The organism is Streptomyces sp. NPDC005151 (assembly GCF_053599875.1).
Window position 1 is genome coordinate 88,963 of sequence record NZ_JBSFYR010000011.1, and the last position, 17,785, is coordinate 106,747.

The following is a 17,785-nucleotide window of genomic DNA, read 5'->3' on the forward strand; positions in this document are numbered from 1 at the left end:
GCCGACCCTTACCTGGACAGCATCAAGGACCCGCCGAAGGAAGCCACGCCCGAGGAGAACGCGGAGTGGTGGAAGAATCTCACCTCGGAACAGCGAGCCGACTATCTGGCCGTCCATCCGAATTCCATCGGATCGATGAACGGCCTCCCGTCTGACGTTCGCGACGAGGCGAACCGAATGGTTCTGAACGAGACGAAGGCGAGATACCAGCTAGAGCTGGACGCCATTCCGAAAGAGCCAACCAAGTACGGTCCCAACACCAGCGGCAGCTACCCCGCCGCCGTGATCACCCAGGAATGGCGGGAGTGGCAGGACAAGTACGGGAACGAGAAGGCCAGGATGGAGGGCGTGATGAAGGGAATGAACGCCGTCCAGGATCGCTTCGACCGCACAGGCGAAGGCGGGCTTCCCGAGGCGTACCTGCTCGGCTTCGATCCCACCGGTCTCGGGGACGGAAAGGTCATCCTCGCAAACGGAAATCCGGACAAAGCCGATCACGTAGGCGTCTACGTCCCCGGTACGTTCGCAGGCATAGAGTCCATCGGCGGCGGCGGGGATACTCATGGGGACCTCGGCCGTGGCGAACGGCTCTGGGCTCAGAGTCACCGCCTCACCCCCGACCAGAGCGTCTCCACCATCACGTGGCTCGACTACAACGCGCCGGACAGCATCGTCCCGGAGGCGACACGCGGGCAGTACGCGGACGAGGGCGGCCCACGACTCTACGACTTTTTGCAGGGGAGCGGGGCTGCACAGCAGGCTGCCGACGGCACTCGCGCGCACACCACAGTCATCGGGCACAGCTACGGCAGCACGTTGGTCGGCGTCTCAGCACAGTCGGGAGTTGGAATGACCCTGAGGCCGCCAACGACTTCGTCTTTGCGGGCAGTCCCGGTGTCCAGGCGGATCACGCGGCGGACCTGGGGGTCGGAGCCGACCACGTGTGGGCAATGGGCGCCCCCTGGGACGATCAGGTGGTCCGGCAGGGCGGTCGGCTGATGGGGCTCGGTGACAACGGAGTCATTCCCACCGACGAATCCTTCGGCGGGAACATCATGGAGAGCGACTCCGGCGGCCACACCGGATTCTTCGACGACGACTCCCTCAGCATACGCAATCAGGCAGCCGTCATCGCCGGCCAATATGACAAGGTACAACTTGATAGGCGAATTCAGAAACTCGGGTTCATTATCGCGACGTGCGCGCTGGCGATGGCGTGCTCGAACGGAAAAGAGGCGGCGGTGAAGACACAAGACGGCGATATCGTGAAGGCGGGCGTCGAGAGGACGTCCAGTCGGATTCTCGAGATCCTTGACGTCAAGGGGAAGGTCACGGAGACGGGTGCGATGACGTCGCGTTGCTCGGACTACGACGCCAGGGAGGAGGTCTACCGCGCTCGTCACCCCTGGAGCATCTACAAGGCCCCCTTTACCGATATGCAAAAGGGCATGGACCGCCTGCGGGCCGAGCTCCCGAAAGACGGCTGGAAAATCGTCCGGGACGGCGTGGACGACAGCAAGGCCAAGAGCCCGCAGATCATCGCGGAGTCCAAGGGGGGTGAATTCGCAGTCGACGTACGGTTGCACAAAGCGAGCAAAGTCGGAAACGCCCCGGACCTTCTGGAGGTCACCGTCGAATCAGCTTGCTACCGGTCGAAATAGCCCACCGCGAGGCAAGACAACCCTTGGCGTCGCCGTTTCGGCTGAGGTGAGGCTGAAAGTGGGGCGGAAGCACGAAGGTCTCTTCTGAGCTGGGACGATGAATCTTGTCGAGGGGTTCTGTCGGTCCAAGCGGAAAACACTTTCTGCGTGCAGATCCGCTTCCAACTGGTCGTGAACGTCTCGGCCCAGGGCCAGGTCCGGTCGATGCGCAGGAAACGGCGTCTTGAGTGGTGGGCGAGGCGGGCGGGCAGGTGGCAGAGGCGAAAGCGCATCGTCTCCGGCTCGGCATCGACCAGGTCCGGCTGGTCATGGAGGGCTTACGGCCATCCCGCGATCAATCGCGGGTCAGGCCTAAGATCCGTCCATGGCAGGTACCGGAGACATCGAGCACTGGGCGCCGGGCGAGCAGATCCTGTGGCGTTATCGCGGCAACGGCCCGCTACCCGGGGAAGCCGCGCCGGACCCCGCCCCGAGCCCGGTCCACATCTGCCGACCCGTCACCGTGGTCCAGGACACCGCCGAGCTGCTCGCCGTGTGGATGGCACCCGGCACCGAATGCGTGAAGCCGGTCCTCGCCAACGGCACCGATGTGCACGCCGAGCCGCTCGTCACCCGGTACACCGCGCCCCGTACCACCGCCCGTTCGACTTGGTTCGGCACGGGCGTGCTCAAGCTCGCCCGGCCCGGCGAACCCTGGTCGGTCTGGCTGTTCTGGGACCGCGGCTGGAGCTTTCGCAACTGGTACGTGAACCTGGAGGAACCGCGCACCCGCTGGGCGGGCGGCATCGACTCCGAGGATCACTTCCTGGACATCGCCGTCAACCCCGACCGCAGCTGGCACTGGCTGGACGAGGACGAGTTCGCGCAGGCGCAGCGGGTCGGGCTGATGGACCGGGACACCGCGCGGCGGGTACGGGAGGCGGGCCGCGCGGCCGCCCGCGTGATCGACGCGTGGGGGGCGCCGTTCCGGGACGGCTGGGAGAACTGGCGGCCCGATCCGCGGTGGCGGGTACCCGTGCTGCCGGATGACTGGGACCGTACGCCCTCGCATATGCCGTCGTGAGACCCTTGATGCACCCCAGGGGGGCAAACGTAGGATCGTCCTCCGGAGGGCTGCTCCGCTTCAATCGGCGGGCACGGCAGCGGACCTGACCGCAAGTCATCGCACGAGTTGCACGATCTTCATGAGCCGCATCAGTTGCATGAGCCGCAAGAACCGCATGGACCACGACGAGGGGGTGGAGACGTGCACGCTGTCCGCCGCCCACGCGCCGGAAACGTCGTCACCTGCACACCTCGCAGGCATACGGTTTCGGCCCCGCCGGGCGGGGCATGCGGTGACAGCCGTTGTCATCGCCGCTCCTGCCGGGGCACAGTGGCGCCCCACAAGGTGATTGCCTCATACAACCGGCCCGGACGGACGGAACCCCACGCGTGACGGAGCACCCCACCTCCCACGAAGGCCGGCAGCCTCTCGCCGCCCGGTCGCAGGAACGCGCCCGGCCGCGGCAGCAGGATGCCGCGCCGCAGGCCGCGCCTGCCGCCGCAGCGATCCCGGGGCCGGCCCCGGCGCCCGGCTCCGGCTCGAATCCCACGGCGGTTCCCGGCCCCGCCGGCGCACCGAACCCGGCGACCGCGCCGAGCGCCGCCGCGGCCGGACCGGACCCGCAGGCGGTGGCCCGCCGCGAGGGCGACCGGCTGCGCTTCGTGGGCGCCGCGACCCGCCGGATCGCCCGCGGCATAGACCTGGACGAGATCGTCCTGGGGCTGTGCCGGGCCAGCGTGCCGACGTTCTCCGACGCCATACTCGTCTACCTCCGCGACCCGCTCCCGGTCGGCGACGAGCGCCCCGCCATCCCGTTCGTGCTGCGGCTGCGCCGGTCCGACCGGCTGCGTTTAAGCGACGACGAGTCCGATGCTTCCCCCTCCGCGGAGAGCGAGCGGCTGCGGCTGCCCGCCCTCGACCCGCACGCCGATCTGATGCCCGCGGCCGAGCTCTGCGAGGTCCGGGCGGGCGGCGCGCTCGCCGAGGTGCTGCGCGGCGTACGGCCCGTCTTCGGTGACTCCGCGACGGCCCGCGTCGCCCTGCCCGAGCTGCTCGGCGCCGGGCGCACCGTACCCTCCGGCCACCGGGCGATCCTCGCCCCGCTGCGCGGCCGCCGGAGGGTGATCGGTGCTGCCGTCTTCCTGCGCGGGACCGAGCGGCCCCCCTTCGAGGCCAACGATCTGCTGGTCGCCGCACAGCTGGCGACGCACACCGCGCTCGGCATCGACAAGGCCGTGCTGTACGGACGCGAGGCGTACATCGCCGACGAGCTGCAGCGCACCATGCTGCCCGACTCACTGCCGCAGCCCACCGGTGTCCGGCTCGCCTCCCGCTACCTCCCGGCCGCCGAGACCGCCCGGGTCGGCGGCGACTGGTACGACGCGATCCCGTTGCCCGGCAGCCGGGTCGCCCTGGTCGTCGGCGACGTCATGGGCCACTCCATGACCTCCGCGGCGATCATGGGGCAGCTGCGTACCACCGCGCAGACCCTCGCCGGGCTCGACCTGCCGCCGCAGGAGGTCCTGCACCACCTCGACGAGCAGGCGCAGCGGCTCGGCAGCGACCGCATGGCGACCTGCCTGTACGCGGTCTACGACCCGGTCGCGCACCGGATCACCATCGCCAACGCCGGGCACCCGCCGCCCGTCCTGCTCCACCTGGACGGCCGCGCCGAGGTGCTTCGGGTGCCGCCCGGTGCCCCGATCGGCGTCGGCGGGGTCGACTTCGAGGCGGTCGAGCTGGACGCGCCCTCGGGTGCCACGCTGCTGCTGTACACCGACGGTCTGGTGGAGTCCCGGCTGCGGGACGTCTGGACCGGGATCGAGCAGTTGCGCGAGCGGATCGCCGCCACCGCCCGGCTCACCGGACCGGACCATTCGCCGCCGCTGGAGGCGCTCTGCGACGACGTGCTCGACATGCTCGGCCCCGGCGACCGGGACGACGACATCGCGCTGCTCGCCGCCCGCTTCGACGGGATCGCGCCGAGCGATGTCGCGTACTGGTTCCTGGAACCGGAGGACTCCGCCCCCGGACGTGCCCGCCGGCTGGCCCGCAGGGCGCTCAGCCGGTGGGGGCTGGACGAGCTCTCGGACTCGGTGGAGCTGCTGGTCAGCGAGGTGGTCACCAATGCTGTGCGGTACGCGGAGCGGCCGGTCACGCTGCGGCTGCTGCGGACCGACATCCTGCGTTGCGAGGTCGGTGACGACGCCCCGCAGCTGCCCCGGCAGCGCCGGGCACGCGACATGGACGAGGGCGGCCGCGGGCTGTTCCTGGTGAACCGGCTGGCCAGGCGGTGGGGGGCGACCCGGCTGTCGACCGGCAAGGTCGTCTGGTTCGAGATGCCGACCGCAGCCAGTAACAGCGCCTCGCCAAATTTGGACAAGTAGGGACGATCTCCACATGTTGCCATCCTCCCGTCGTCGGAGTTGACTTCAGTCGTGACCGGGCGCCGCCTGGACGATTTGACCGACACCCCGCACCGACGGGAGGACGCTCGTGTCCGAGGAAACCAAGAACACTCCTTACACCACGAACAACGCCGGGATCCCGGTGGAGAGCGACGAACATTCGCTGACCGTCGGATCCGACGGTCCGATCCTGCTCCAGGACCACTACCTCATCGAGAAGATGGCCCAGTTCAACCGTGAACGGGTCCCCGAACGGGTGGTACACGCCAAGGGCTCCGGGGCCTACGGCACCTTCGTCGTGACCAACGACGTCAGTCAGTTCACCAAGGCGGACCTCTTCCAACCGGGCAAGCAGACCGCCATGCTCGCCCGATTCTCCACGGTCGCCGGCGAACAGGGCTCCCCCGACACCTGGCGCGACCCCCGGGGCTTCGCGCTGAAGTTCTACACCGAGCACGGCAACTACGACATGGTCGGCAACAACACGCCGATCTTCTTCGTCCGGGACCCCATGAAGTTCCAGGACTTCATCCGCTCGCAGAAGCGCCGCCCGGAGAGCGGGATGCGTGACCACGACATGCAGTGGGACTTCTGGACCCTCTCCCCCGAGTCCGCGCACATGGTGACGTGGCTGATGGGCGACCGGGGCATCCCGAAGACGTACCGCAACATGAACGGTTACAGCTCGCACGCCTATATGTGGGTGAACGCGGGTGGCGAGCGGTTCTGGATCAAGTACCACTTCAAGACCGACCAGGGCATCGACTTCTACACCCAGGCCGATGCCGACGAGGTGGCCGGTATCGACGGCGACGTCCACCGCCGCGACCTGTTCGAGTCGATCAAGCGCGGCGATCACCCGAGCTGGACGCTGTACGTCCAGGTGATGCCGTTCGACGACGCACCGGACTACCGGTTCAACCCGTTCGACCTGACCAAGGTGTGGCCGCACGGCGACTACCCGCTGATCGAGGTCGGCCGGATGACGCTGAACGAGAACCCCGAGGACTTCTTCGTCCACATCGAGCAGGCATCCTTCGAGCCGTCGAACCTGGTGCCCGGCATCGGTCCGTCGCCCGACAAGATGCTGCTCGGCCGGCTCTTCTCGTACCCCGACACCCACCGGTACCGGATCGGCCCGAACTACGCGCAGCTGCCTCCGAACCGGCCGCGCTTCGGCCGGAACTCGTACGCGAAGGACGGCCCGATGCGGTACGAGCCGGCGCGCACGGGAGCGGTCTACGCACCGAACTCGTACGGCGGACCGGCCGCGGACACCGAGCGCTTCGGCGACCCGGCGGGCTGGGCCACGGCGGGCGAGATGGTCCACGAGGCGTACAAGCTGCACCGCGAGGACGACGACTGGGGCCAGGCGGGCACCATGGTCCGCAAGGTGCTCGACGACGCGGCGCGCGAGCGGCTCGTGTCGAACATTTCCGGCCATCTCCTGGACGGTGTGAGCCGCCCGGTCCTGGAACGGGCGCTGCAGTATTGGCGCAACGTGGACAAGGACCTCGGCGACCGGGTCGCCAAGGAGGTCAACAGCGGCTGACCGCGCACGCCGGACACACGGCGAAGGGTGCCACGGAGCGTATCCGTGGCACCCTTCGCCGTATCAGCCGGGTGAGCTGTGCGTGAGCCGCGTCAGCCCTGCGGGCGGCTGTTCTGCCTGCCGTCCGCCGGTTTCAGCGGGACTGCGGTGCTGTCCGTCGGGTCCGGGAGGGTCGGCGGCCCGCTCGACGTGTCGCCCGAGGGCGTCGGGTCGGACGGCGTCGACGGGGGCGGACTGTCCGCCGGCGGCTCGGAGGACGGTGCCTCGCTGGACGGCTCGCCCGACGGGCTGGCCGACTCCGACGGCTGCTCGCTCGGGCTCGGCGAGGTCGAGGACGGCGGCGGCGGCGGCGCCACGGCTGCACCCATGTTCGTGTCGAGGTCGAAGGTGCTGGCCCCGCCCATCACCTGGAACGTGTAGTCCGCCCAGATCTCGGCCGGGAAGCCACCGCCGTTGACGCGGCCGCCGCCCGCGGCGCCCTTCAGGGTGACCTGCGAACCCTTCTGGATCTGCTTGCCGTCGGCCCCCTTGTGGGACTCGGCGGCCTCACCGAAGAGACCGACCGAGGTGACGAGCTTCGGGGTGTAGCCGGTGAACCAGGCCGACTTGTTGTTGTCCGAGGTACCCGTCTTGCCGGCCACCTGCTGGCCGCCGCGGCCCGGGGCCTCGCGCACCGAGACCCGGGCCGTGCCGTCGTCGACCACGCCGGTCAGCACCGAGGTCACCGAGTCCGCGGCCTGGCGGCTGATCACCTGCTCGCCGATCGGGTCGGGCAGCGCGATCGGGGCGCCGCCCTGCAGGGAGGCGGACTTCACGATCGACGGGGTGACCTTCTTGCCGTGGTTGTCGAGCGTCGCGTAGATCCCGGCCATCTCCATGGGGCTCGCGCCCATCGAGCCGAGGGTCTGTGCCGGCACGACCGGCAGGCCCTCGACGTTCATGCCGAGCTTGCCCGCGGTCTGCATCACCTTGTCCATGTGGACGTCCACGCCCATCTGCGCGAAGACGGAGTTGATGGACTTGTTCATCGCCGTCTGGACAGTGACCGGGCCATAGTTCACGTTGTCCTCGTTGGGCGGCGCAAAGGCGATGTCACTGCCCTGGACCGGGCGCCGGCTGTTGCCGTCGTACCGGGTGTTGGCGGTGATCGGCTGCCCGTCCTGTGTCTGGGACTCCTGGTCGAGCGCAGCGGCGAGGATGATCGGCTTGAAGGTGGAGGCGGGCTGGTAGTCGCGCCGGGTGGCATTGGAGTAATAGTGCTCGGTCAGCCCGGTGCCGCCGTACAGGGCGACGACCGCTCCGGTCTTCGGATTCACCGAGACCGCGCCGGCCTGCACGTCCTTGTCGACGCTGCGGCCCTTCGTGTCGAGCTTGCTGGTCAGCCGGGCCTTGACGGACTTCTCCAGCTGCTGCTGCTTCTTCTTGTCGATGGTGACCGTGATGGTCCAGCCGCCGGCGTCGAACTGCGCGTCGCTGAGGTGCTGCTGCTTCTGCACCACGGCCCGCGCCGCGTTGACGATGTAGCCCTTCTGGCCGGTGAGACCGTCCGCGGGCTTGGGGTCGTGCGGCACCGGGAATTCCAGCCCCTGGCGCTTGCCGGCGTCCAGCCAGTGCTCGTCGACCATGTTGTTCAGTACGTAGTTCCAGCGTTCCTTGACCAGTCGCTTGCCGGTGGGCGTGGCGACGGCCCAGTCGTACTGGCTCGGCGCCTGGAGCAGCGCCGCGAGGTAGGCGCCCTCGGCGACGTCCAGGTCCCGGGCGTCCTTGCCGTAGTACGCCTGCGCGGCGGCCTGGATGCCGTAGGCGCCGCGGCCGTAGTAGCTGGTGTTGATGTACCCGGCGAGGATGTCGTTCTTGCTCTTCTTCTGGTCGACCTTGAGGGAGATCACCAGCTCCTTGAGCTTGCGGGTGACCGTCTGGTCCTGGTCCAGGTAGTAGTTCTTGACGTACTGCTGGGTGATGGTCGAGCCACCCTGCTTGCCCTTGCCGGACATCGTGTTGATCAGACCGCGCGCGGTGCCCTTGAAGTCGACGCCCTGGTCCGTGTAGAAGGACTTGTTCTCGGCGGCGACGAAGGTCCGCTGCACGTCCTTGGGGACCTCGGAGAGACCCACGATCTCCCGGTTGACCTCGCCCGTGCGGGCCAGCACGGTGCCGTCGGGGTACTTGTAGACGTTGCTCTGGAGCTTGGCCTGGGCGTTGCCCTCGGGTACGTCCACGATCATGTAGAGCACGAGGAACGCGCCCATGCCGAGCAGGCAGAACCCGAAGAACGTGCCCAGCAGTTTCTTCCACGTGAAGAGTCTGCGTATGCCGCCGCTCTTCGTAGCCCGTCGCGCACCGCGCTGCTGGGCTCGTCGCGCATCCGCTCGACCCATCGCTGTGTTGCTCCCTGTTTCTCTGCTCGTCCGGATCCCCCTCGGCCCAGCCAGCTAACACTGTCGGTGGGGACAAAAAGCAAGAGATCCGGTCCTTTGCGGACGTGACAATCAGCACCCATTCCTTAGGGAACCGACTCACGAGAGGTGCGCAAGGTTGCGAGGACAGTTAATCCGATAACAGATTGCTACTACTCTTCGACCAGGCGAACAGGGGGATTCCATGACCGACCACCCCGCTTCGCACACCGACCCGATCCCCGCGATGCCGGAACCCCAGGCCCGGGAGACCACGGCCCACCCCATTCCCGGCGGCCTCGGTCTCCTCCTGACCGTCCTCGGCGTCTCCCTCGGCGTCTCCCTCGGCGTCTTCCTCGGCGTCTTCCTCGGCGTCGGCCTGGCGATCACCGGTGGCGTCCTGGGCGCGAACGGGCACAACGGGGCGGGGATCCCGCTCTTCGTCCTCGGACTGCTGCTCGTCATCGCCTCGTTCCTCTGCATGAGCGGCGTAAAGATGGTCGCGCCCGGCGAGGCCCGCGTCATCCAGCTCTCCGGCCGGTATGTCGGCACGATCCGCGCCGACGGACTGCGCTGGATCAATCCGCTCACCACGGTCGTGCTGTGCGGAGACCGGGCGGCGCGGCCGGTGCTCAATACAGGCACCCTGTACCAGTGACAGGAAACAGGCCACCCGCCCGCAAGCAGGTACTGATGCGGCTGGATCCGGCGGTGCATGACGCGGTGGCGCGGTGGGCGTCGGACGAGTTGCGCAGCGCGAATGCACAGATCGAGTTCCTGCTGCGGAGGGCGCTGGCGGAGGCGGGCCGCCTGCCGCGCGCCGCCGGCCCCCTGCCCCGCCGCGGCCGCCCCCCACGTCCACCGGCCCCCGAGGGGGACGAGTAGCCCTCGACCGCGCGCCCGCCAGGGATGACGGGACAGCCCTTGGGCAGGTCCTGTGCTCGACATTGCCCGCGCCTGCATTGATAGGTGACGCGCGGAGCGCAGGAGGCCGAGCCGGCCCGCCGGAGCCGTATCCGGCGGCGCACAGAATCCGGTGCGCCTGCGGTAGCGGCTCGCCTCATGGCCGGGCCGGGGTGAACTTCCGGGTTCCGATGATGGTGAGCAGTGCCGTCGTGCGGGCGTCGGAGGGTCCTGGTCGTCCTGCACTCGAGGACCGGGGGCCAGGGGGCCGGCAGCGCGCGCGGTTTCGGAAAAGGGTATGGGAAGGCTCATCGGACCGGCCCGGGATCGGGTATACACCCTAGGTATACACACCGCGTACAGTGCTGGACATGTCTATCGGCCACACCCTGCTGGGACTCCTGGAGTCCGGCCCCCGCCACGGCTACGACCTCAAGCGCACGTTCGACGAGAAGTTCGGCCACGACCGCCCCCTGCACTACGGCCAGGTCTACTCGACCATGTCCCGGCTCCTCAAGAACGGCCTCGTCGAAATCGACGGCATCGAGAGCGGCGGCGGCCCCGAGCGCAAGCGGTACGCCATCACCGAGGCCGGGATCACCGATGTCTCGGCCTGGCTCGCCCAGCCCGAGAAGCCGGAGCCGTATCTCCAGTCGACGCTCTACACCAAGGTCGTCCTGGCCCTGCTCACCGGCCGCAGCGCCGCCGATCTGCTGGACGCCCAGCGCTCCGAGCACCTGCGCCTGACGCGTATCCTCACCGACCGCAAGCGCAAGGGCGACCTGGCCGACCAGCTGATCTGCGACCACGCGCTGTTCCACCTCGAAGCCGACCTCCGCTGGCTGGAACTGACCGCCGCGCGACTCGGCCAGCTCGCGAAGGTGGTGAACCCGTGCCCCCCGCCGGTTCCCTGCTGACCGCCCACGACCTGCTGCCATCGCTATGGCGCCTGATGCGGCCGGACGGCCTGCGCACGGAGTGATGGCGCGGCAGCCGCAAGGGGGAGGTCCTCCCCGGGGGGACCGCACCCCTTCCTCCTGCTCTACGCGCCCGTCGTCACCCGTACCGGCAGCGCCTTCATCGCCTCCCGCAGCGCCGCCGCGAACTCCTCGAACTCGCCCTGCCGGGCCGCCCCTGTCCGCATGCCCAGCGCCACCCGCCGCGACGGCGCGGGCTCCGCGAAGTACCCGGTGGTCAGCGCGTCGTTGCGGGCGGTCTCGACGGTCACGGCGGTACGCGGCAGCAGTGTCACCCCGAGTCCGCCCGCGACCAGCTGCACCAGCGTGGAGAGCCCGGCCGCGGTCGTGGTGACCGGCGCCCCCTCCGTACGGCCCGCCTCCCGGCAGATGTCGAGGGCCTGGTCGCGCAGGCAGTGCCCCTCGTCGAGCAGCAGCAGCGGAAGCTCGCGCAGCGCCTCGCGCGGAATGTCGGACCGGCCGCCCAGCCAGTGGTCCCGCTCCATCACCAGTACGAAGTCCTCGTCGAAGAGCGGAAGTTCACTCACCCCCTGCACCCCGAGAGGCACGGCGAGCAGCAGGAGATCCAGCCTTCCCACGGCCAGCCCCTCAAGCAGCGACGAGGTCTGTTCCTCGTGCACCTGGAGGTCGAGCTCCGGATAGCGGTCATGGACCAGCCGCAGCACGGCCGGCAGCAGATACGGGGCGACGGTCGGGATCACACCGAGTCTGAGCACTCCGGTGAACGGCGCCCGGACCGCCTCGGCCTCCTCCATCAGCTCGCCCACGGCCTCCAGCACCACCCGGGCCCGCACCGCGAGCCGTTCCCCGGCGGGCGAGAGCAGTACCTTGCGCGTCGTACGCTCGATGAGCTGGACACCGAGCGTCTCCTCCAGCGCGGACACGGCTCCGGAGAGCGCGGGCTGACTCATCCCGATTACTGCCGCCGCATCCCTGAAGTGCAGATGTTCGGCCACGGCCGCGAAGGCGCGCAGCTGCGACAGGCTGGGCTGTTTGGGGCGATTACCCTGGTTACGCTGCGCCACTGATAGGCACCTCCGATCATCACGACCAAGTGTAGCTATTTCCGCGATCAATGCCCTCTGTGTCATGGTGGACACCGTCCAACCCTCAGGAACTCCCACAAAAGGGAATTCCTACGCTGCAAGGAGAGCGCGTGCTCACTGTCGGTGACAAGTTCCCCGAGTTCGACCTGACTGCTTGTGTTTCGCTGGAGAGCGGCAAGGAGTTCGAGCAGATCAACCACAAGACCTACGAGGGTCAGTGGAAGATCGTCTTCGCGTGGCCGAAGGACTTCACCTTCGTGTGCCCCACCGAGATCGCCGCCTTCGGCAAGCTGAACGACGAGTTCGCCGACCGTGACGCCCAGGTCCTCGGCTTCTCCGGTGACTCCGAGTTCGTGCACCACGCCTGGCGCAAGGACCACCCGGACCTGACCGACCTGCCTTTCCCGATGATGGCCGACTCGAAGCACGAGCTCATGCGTGACCTCGGCATCGAGGGCGAGGACGGCTTCGCTCAGCGCGCCGTCTTCATCGTCGACCAGAACAACGAGATCCAGTTCACGATGGTGACCGCCGGTTCCGTGGGCCGTAACCCCAAGGAGGTCCTCCGGGTCCTCGACGCCCTGCAGACCGACGAGCTGTGCCCGTGCAACTGGACCAAGGGCGAGAACACCCTGGACCCGGTCGCGCTCCTCTCCGGCGAGTGAGCTGACACCGACATGGCACTCGACGAACTGAAGGCCGCTGTTCCGGACTTCGCCAAGGACCTGAAGCTGAACCTCGGTTCGGTCATCGGGAACAGCGAACTTCCGCAGCAGCAGCTGTGGGGCACCGTCCTCGCCTGTGCGATCGCCTCGCGCTCGCCGAAGGTGCTGCGCGAGCTGGAGCCGGAGGCCAAGGCCAACCTCTCCGCCGAGGCGTACACCGCGGCGAAGTCGGCGGCCGCCATCATGGCGATGAACAACGTCTTCTACCGGACCCGGCACCTGCTGTCGGACCCCGAGTACGGGACACTCCGTGCGGGTCTGCGGATGAACGTCATCGGCAAGCCGGGCGTGGAGAAGGTCGACTTCGAACTGTGGTCGCTCGCCGTCTCCGCGATCAACGGCTGCGGTCAGTGCCTGGACTCCCACGAGCAGGTGCTGCGCAAGGCCGGCGTGGACCGTGAGACCATCCAGGAAGCCGTCAAGATCGCCTCGGTGATCCAGGCGGTCGGCGTCACCCTCGAAGCCGAGGCCGTGCTCGCCGAGCAGTAACAGCAGTACCCCTGATACGAGAAGGGCCCCGAGGACGACCGACCGTCCTCGGGGCCCTTCTTTCTGCCCTACTCCGTCGCCGGCTGCGCCGCTTCCATATCGGCGTCGCCGTGGTCCTTGGGTGGCGGTCCCGGCGCCCGGGTCGAGGCGACGCCGACGGCCGTGGCGACGCGCGGCTGCGGTGTGTGCCGCAGCGCCTCCTCCTGCCCGTACGTCCGCAGATAGCCAACCACCGTGTTGGTGACGGCGACCAGCGGCACCGCGACGACCGCACCACCGATGCCCGCGACCATGCCGCCCGCGGCGACCGAGAGGACGACGGCGAGCGGGTGGACTCGTACCGCACGGCCGAGGATGAACGGCTGCAGCACATGGCCCTCGATCTGCTGCACGGCCAGCACCACGACCAGCACCATCAGCGCGGTGAACACGCCCTCGGTGACCAGTGCGACGACCACCGCGAGCGCTCCGGAGATCACCGCGCCGACGAGCGGGATGAAGGCGAAGAGGAAGATGAAGACGGCGAGCGGCACCGCCATCGGCACATCGAGGAACCAGATGCCGAGCCCGATGAAGATCGCATCGATCAGGGCGACCAGCACCGTGCCCCGCACATAGGCGGTCAGTGTCCGCCAGGCACGTGGCCCGGCGCCCGCGACACCCGGCCGCGCCTGCGCGGGCACCAGCTTCAGCACCCAGTGCCAGATGCGCTTCCCGTCGTACAGCAGGAAGAGCGTCGAGAACATCGCCAGCAGCATCCCGGTGAGGACCTCCACCATCACGGTGACGCCCTGGAGTCCGGCGGAGGTTATCTCCTCGGTGTTGGTGCCGATGGTGTCGCTGAGATTCTTCGCGACATCGTTGATCTGCTGCTCGGTGACATGGAAGGGGCTGTCGAGCAGCCATCGCTTCAACTCGTCGATACCGTCCCGCACCTTGTCGGAGAGAGTGTCGAGGTTGTCCAGGACCTGCCAGACCACGAACCAGCCGACCAGGCCCATGATGACGAAGCCCAGGACCGCGGTGACGGCGGTGGCGAGACCCCGTGGCAGCCCGTACCGCCGCAGCCGGGAGACGGTCGGCTGCAGCATCGCGGTGACGAGCAGTGCGGCGACGAACGCCAGCACCACCAGCTGTACGGCGCTGATGACCTTCATCAGCACCCAGAGCGTGCCCGCGAGGACGAGCAGCCGCCAGCCGGCCTCGGCCGCGACGCGCATCCCCCAGGGGATCGCCGCGACCGGATCGGGGCGGGCGGCGACCGCGGGTGCGTAGCCGGGCGGCGCCGGGACCGGGCCGGGGTCGGTGGACCGGTCTTCGCCGGTGGACACCGCGGCGACGACCGCGACCGGGACTTCGGCCTGCGCGTCCCTGTCCCCCACGAGATCCCCCTCGGCCTCCGCCGCGACGCGACGTTCCTCCAGGCGGTCGCCCAGCTCGGTCAGTTCGGCGCCCAGCCGCCCGAGCCATCCTGGCAGTTTCGACATGAGTGTTCTTCTACCCCCGAGTTCTCTCCCCACCACTCCCCCCGGAGTCGTCCGGACGACGGTACACGCGCGAAGCCCCTCACCGTAGGACGGTGAGGGGCTTCGCAAGGTTGAGACCGGAACCTCGGGAGGTTCTAGTACCAGTGGTTCGCCTGCCAGAAGGACCAGGCCGCGCACGGGCTGCCGTAGCGGCTGCTGTTCATGTAGCTGAGGCCCCACTTGATCTGCGTGGCCGGGTTGGTCTGCCAGTCGGCTCCGGCGGTCGACATCTTCGAGCCGGGCAGCGCCTGGACGAGGCCGTAGGCACCGGAAGACTTGTTGACCGCCAGGTAGTTCCAGCTCGACTCGACGTTCACGATGTTGCTGAAGCACTGGAACTGGTCGGCGGGCATCATCTGACGCGCCATCGCCTGGATCTCGGCCACGGTGTACGAGCCCTGCGTGGCGAACGCGGAGGCGCTGCGCACCTCGGACCGGCTGGCGCGCTCGGCGTCTTTCTTGGCCTGACGCTCCTTCTCCAGCTTGTCCTCGGCCGCCTGCTTCTTCGACCCGGCGTCCTTGGCGGCCTGGATGCGGGCCGCTTCTTCCACGGACTTCTTCGCTGCCGCGTCGGCTGCGGATGCCTGGGCGTCCGCCTGCTGCGTCAGCGAGGCGGTCTGCACCTGGGCCTGCTGGCCCGCAGGGATGTCGGCGAGAAGCGTCGTGTCGGCTGCGGTCGCCTCGAAGTTGTTGTCGTCGGCAGCAGGAGTGCTGCCCGAGGCAACGCCTACGACGGCGCCAACGGTGGTTACGGCTGTGGCAGATGCCACGGCGAACCCCCGGACCGAGATCCGGCTCACACGGTGTCCTTCCAGCATCGCCCGCTTAGGTGACCTCGCGGACGCAATCGTGCCCCTGACGCTGGCCTCCCTACTGCTTGGGTCACGGGAGGCACGGGCCCGGTGGGCAACTCCCCTGGAGGAGTGCCGCGTGGTGCTCGCGGGCGGCATACGGACGGCAATTGTTGAGTTGTCTGATGCGTGGCACCTCTGGAGGTGCGGGTGTGCCGTATGCGGGGCCTGACGGAAGCAAGACTCTGCCGGAACGGGCCGCCGCGAAGCAATTCTCTGTTGCGTGTGAAAGCTCACACCCCGTTTGGTCCACGTGTTTTCCGGAAAAGGTGCCGCAGCACGATGCCGCCCGGCTACGCTCTTTGGCTCGCCGGGCGGCATCAATGGTCGTATCCCGTGTCAGATCTGGCCTTCCTCCAGCATTTCGGTCACCAGCGCGGCGATCTGCGAGCGCTCGGAACGGGTGAGCGTGACATGCGCGAAGAGCGGATGGCCCTTCAGCTTCTCGACCACGGCGACGACTCCGTCGTACCGGCCGACCCGGAGGTTGTCCCGCTGCGCCACGTCATGCGTGAGCACGACTCGGGAATTCGCCCCGATCCGGGACAACACGGTCAGCAGGACGTTCCGTTCGAGCGACTGCGCCTCGTCGACGATCACGAACGCGTCGTGGAGCGAGCGGCCCCGGATGTGGGTGAGCGGCAGAACCTCCAGCATCCCGCGCCCCAGCACCTCCTCGATCACCTCGCGCCCGGCGACCGCCGAGAGCGTGTCGAAGACGGCCTGCGCCCACGGGCTCATCTTCTCGGCCTCGGTGCCGGGGAGATAGCCGAGCTCCTGGCCGCCGACCGCGTACAGCGGCCGGAAGACCATCACCTTCTGGTGCTGCCTCCGCTCCAGGACGGCCTCCAGACCGGCGCAGAGCGCCAGCGCCGACTTGCCGGTGCCGGCCCGGCCGCCCAGCGACACGATGCCGACGTCCTGGTCGAGCAGCAGATCGAGAGCGATGCGCTGCTCGGCGCTGCGGCCATGGATCCCGAAGGCCTCCCGGTCGCCGCGGACGAGGCGCACATTGCCCTCGGCGGTGATCCGGCCGAGCGCCTTGCCGCGCTCGGACTGCAGGACCAGTCCGGTGTGCACGGGCAGGTCGGCGGCCTCGGGGACGTAGAGCGTCTCCTCTCCGAAGAGCAGATCCACCTGTTCGGCGGAGAGGGGCAGTTCCGACATGCCCGTCCAGCCGGAGTCGGTGGCGGCGAGCTCGGCGCGGTACTCCTCCGCGAGGAGGCCGACCGAGGATGCCTTGATGCGTAGCGGCAGGTCCTTGGAGACGACCGTGACGTCGTACCCCTCGGCCTGGAGATTGCGCGCGACCGCGAGAATCCGTGAGTCGTTGTCCCCCAACCGGTAGCCGGCGGGCAGTACGCCGGGGTCGGAATGGTTGAGTTCGACGCGCAGCGTCCCGCCGAGATCCCCGAGCGGAATCGGGGCATCCAGCCGACCGTACCGGACCCGGAAGTCGTCCAGCAGGCGCAGGGCCTGCCGGGCGAAGTAGCCGAGCTCCGGATGGTGCCGTTTGGCCTCCAGTTCCGTGACCACGACGATCGGGAGCACGACTTCGTGCTCGTCGAACCGGGCCATGGCGTTCGGATCGGCCAGCAGGACGCTGGTGTCGAGAACATAGGTGCGCCTGTCGGGCATGCGGCGCTTTGTGCTGGTCACCACGGAAGGACGTACCCCCTCGGACGAGGTTGGGGTGCGACGGCGTCGCGGAGCATCCCAAAGGGAGAGGACGGACCGGGCTGCGACCCTCTTGCACGGGCCGAACGCCGGCCCTCCGCGTCAGCCGCACAGTATGTACGGTCCTTCGTGTGCAAAGGGCCTCCCGGGCGAGCGGACTCCATGCCGCTCACTTGGACACGACGTCCGCCTGGTTTTTGACCGGACGTCGACCTGTCAGGGGTATTCCCTCGAACACGCGAAGCCATGCCGCCATGAGGTGGGCGGGTGAGCCCGAGGTGATGCCCCCGACCATGGGGGTCCGGTCCCCCGATGTGGGCCGTCCGGAGACAGCGCCCCGGGCACGCGGGTCCAGGCCCACCCGCCCAAAGGGTTTCGCCCTTGAGCGCCGGACAGGCCGGGTTTTCGGACCCGCCCCGACACGCAGGCCCGGCCGGGCGGTCAGCCCCGTCCGGCGATTGCCGACGGAACCGGTGCCATCAAGGGCCGCAAACGGCAACCCCGGGCACACAGGTCCAGGCCCACCCGC

At 68.6% G+C, this 17,785-nt stretch carries 13 protein-coding genes and 2 pseudogenes; 10 read left to right on the plus strand and 5 right to left on the minus strand.

What is annotated here, in order from left to right:
• Positions 1-360: 360 nt before the first annotated feature.
• The 5 genes and pseudogenes from ACWD6R_RS09265 to ACWD6R_RS09285 form a co-directional block, all read left to right on the plus strand.
• Positions 361-780: pseudogene (locus ACWD6R_RS09265) on the plus strand (alpha/beta hydrolase); the annotation flags it as partial.
• 218 nt (positions 781-998) lie between these two features.
• Complete coding sequence (locus ACWD6R_RS09270) at positions 999-1,661, plus strand: hypothetical protein (RefSeq protein WP_451818167.1); 663 nt, start codon at positions 999-1,001, stop codon at positions 1,659-1,661.
• Positions 1,662-2,025: 364 nt separating this feature from the next.
• Positions 2,026-2,724 (plus strand): cytidylyl-2-hydroxypropylphosphonate hydrolase, encoded by a 699-nt coding sequence (fomD, locus tag ACWD6R_RS09275; RefSeq protein WP_451818134.1) that lies wholly within the window; start codon positions 2,026-2,028, stop codon positions 2,722-2,724.
• 371 nt (positions 2,725-3,095) lie between these two features.
• On the plus strand, positions 3,096-5,093 hold the full coding sequence (locus tag ACWD6R_RS09280) for a SpoIIE family protein phosphatase (protein WP_451818135.1): 1,998 nt from the start codon (positions 3,096-3,098) through the stop codon (positions 5,091-5,093).
• A gap of 109 nt (positions 5,094-5,202) precedes the next feature.
• Entirely contained in the window at positions 5,203-6,666 is a 1,464-nt protein-coding gene (locus tag ACWD6R_RS09285) for a catalase (protein ID WP_451818136.1), read from the plus strand.
• Between the two features lie 92 nt (positions 6,667-6,758).
• Here the strand turns inward: ACWD6R_RS09285 and ACWD6R_RS09290 are convergent, their stop codons facing one another.
• Positions 6,759-9,044, minus strand: a complete 2,286-nt coding sequence (locus ACWD6R_RS09290) for a transglycosylase domain-containing protein (RefSeq protein WP_451818137.1) — start codon at positions 9,042-9,044, stop codon at positions 6,759-6,761.
• A gap of 223 nt (positions 9,045-9,267) precedes the next feature.
• On the opposite strand from ACWD6R_RS09290, the pseudogene ACWD6R_RS09295 reads away from it, so the two are divergent.
• The 3 genes and pseudogenes from ACWD6R_RS09295 to ACWD6R_RS09305 form a co-directional block, all read left to right on the plus strand.
• A pseudogene (locus ACWD6R_RS09295) lies at positions 9,268-9,657 on the plus strand (SPFH domain-containing protein); the annotation flags it as partial.
• Positions 9,658-9,755: 98 nt separating this feature from the next.
• Entirely contained in the window at positions 9,756-9,947 is a 192-nt protein-coding gene (locus ACWD6R_RS09300; protein ID WP_451818166.1) for a hypothetical protein, read from the plus strand.
• 389 nt (positions 9,948-10,336) lie between these two features.
• Positions 10,337-10,882 (plus strand): PadR family transcriptional regulator, encoded by a 546-nt coding sequence (locus ACWD6R_RS09305; protein ID WP_451818138.1) that lies wholly within the window; start codon positions 10,337-10,339, stop codon positions 10,880-10,882.
• 125 nt (positions 10,883-11,007) lie between these two features.
• Here ACWD6R_RS09305 and ACWD6R_RS09310 read toward each other — a convergent pair whose 3' ends face one another.
• Entirely contained in the window at positions 11,008-11,967 is a 960-nt protein-coding gene (locus ACWD6R_RS09310) for a hydrogen peroxide-inducible genes activator (protein WP_451818139.1), read from the minus strand.
• A 131-nt stretch (positions 11,968-12,098) separates the two neighbouring features.
• Between ACWD6R_RS09310 and ACWD6R_RS09315 the strand changes: the two genes are divergently transcribed.
• Both ACWD6R_RS09315 and ACWD6R_RS09320 read left to right on the plus strand, forming a co-directional pair.
• Positions 12,099-12,653, plus strand: a complete 555-nt coding sequence (locus ACWD6R_RS09315; protein WP_266982028.1) for a peroxiredoxin — start codon at positions 12,099-12,101, stop codon at positions 12,651-12,653.
• Between the two features lie 12 nt (positions 12,654-12,665).
• Complete coding sequence (locus ACWD6R_RS09320) at positions 12,666-13,202, plus strand: alkyl hydroperoxide reductase (protein WP_266982030.1); 537 nt, start codon at positions 12,666-12,668, stop codon at positions 13,200-13,202.
• Between the two features lie 68 nt (positions 13,203-13,270).
• On the opposite strand, the gene ACWD6R_RS09325 is transcribed toward ACWD6R_RS09320, so the two are convergent.
• From ACWD6R_RS09325 to ACWD6R_RS09335, 3 genes are all read right to left on the minus strand, one after another.
• Positions 13,271-14,689 carry an AI-2E family transporter gene (locus ACWD6R_RS09325; RefSeq protein WP_451818140.1) on the minus strand — a complete coding sequence of 473 codons (1,419 nt, stop codon included), beginning with the start codon at positions 14,687-14,689 and terminating at the stop codon, positions 13,271-13,273.
• 134 nt (positions 14,690-14,823) lie between these two features.
• Complete coding sequence (locus ACWD6R_RS09330; RefSeq protein ID WP_451818141.1) at positions 14,824-15,528, minus strand: aggregation-promoting factor C-terminal-like domain-containing protein; 705 nt, start codon at positions 15,526-15,528, stop codon at positions 14,824-14,826.
• A gap of 390 nt (positions 15,529-15,918) precedes the next feature.
• Complete coding sequence (locus tag ACWD6R_RS09335) at positions 15,919-17,241, minus strand: PhoH family protein (protein ID WP_451818142.1); 1,323 nt, start codon at positions 17,239-17,241, stop codon at positions 15,919-15,921.
• Positions 17,242-17,785 lie beyond the last annotated feature (544 nt).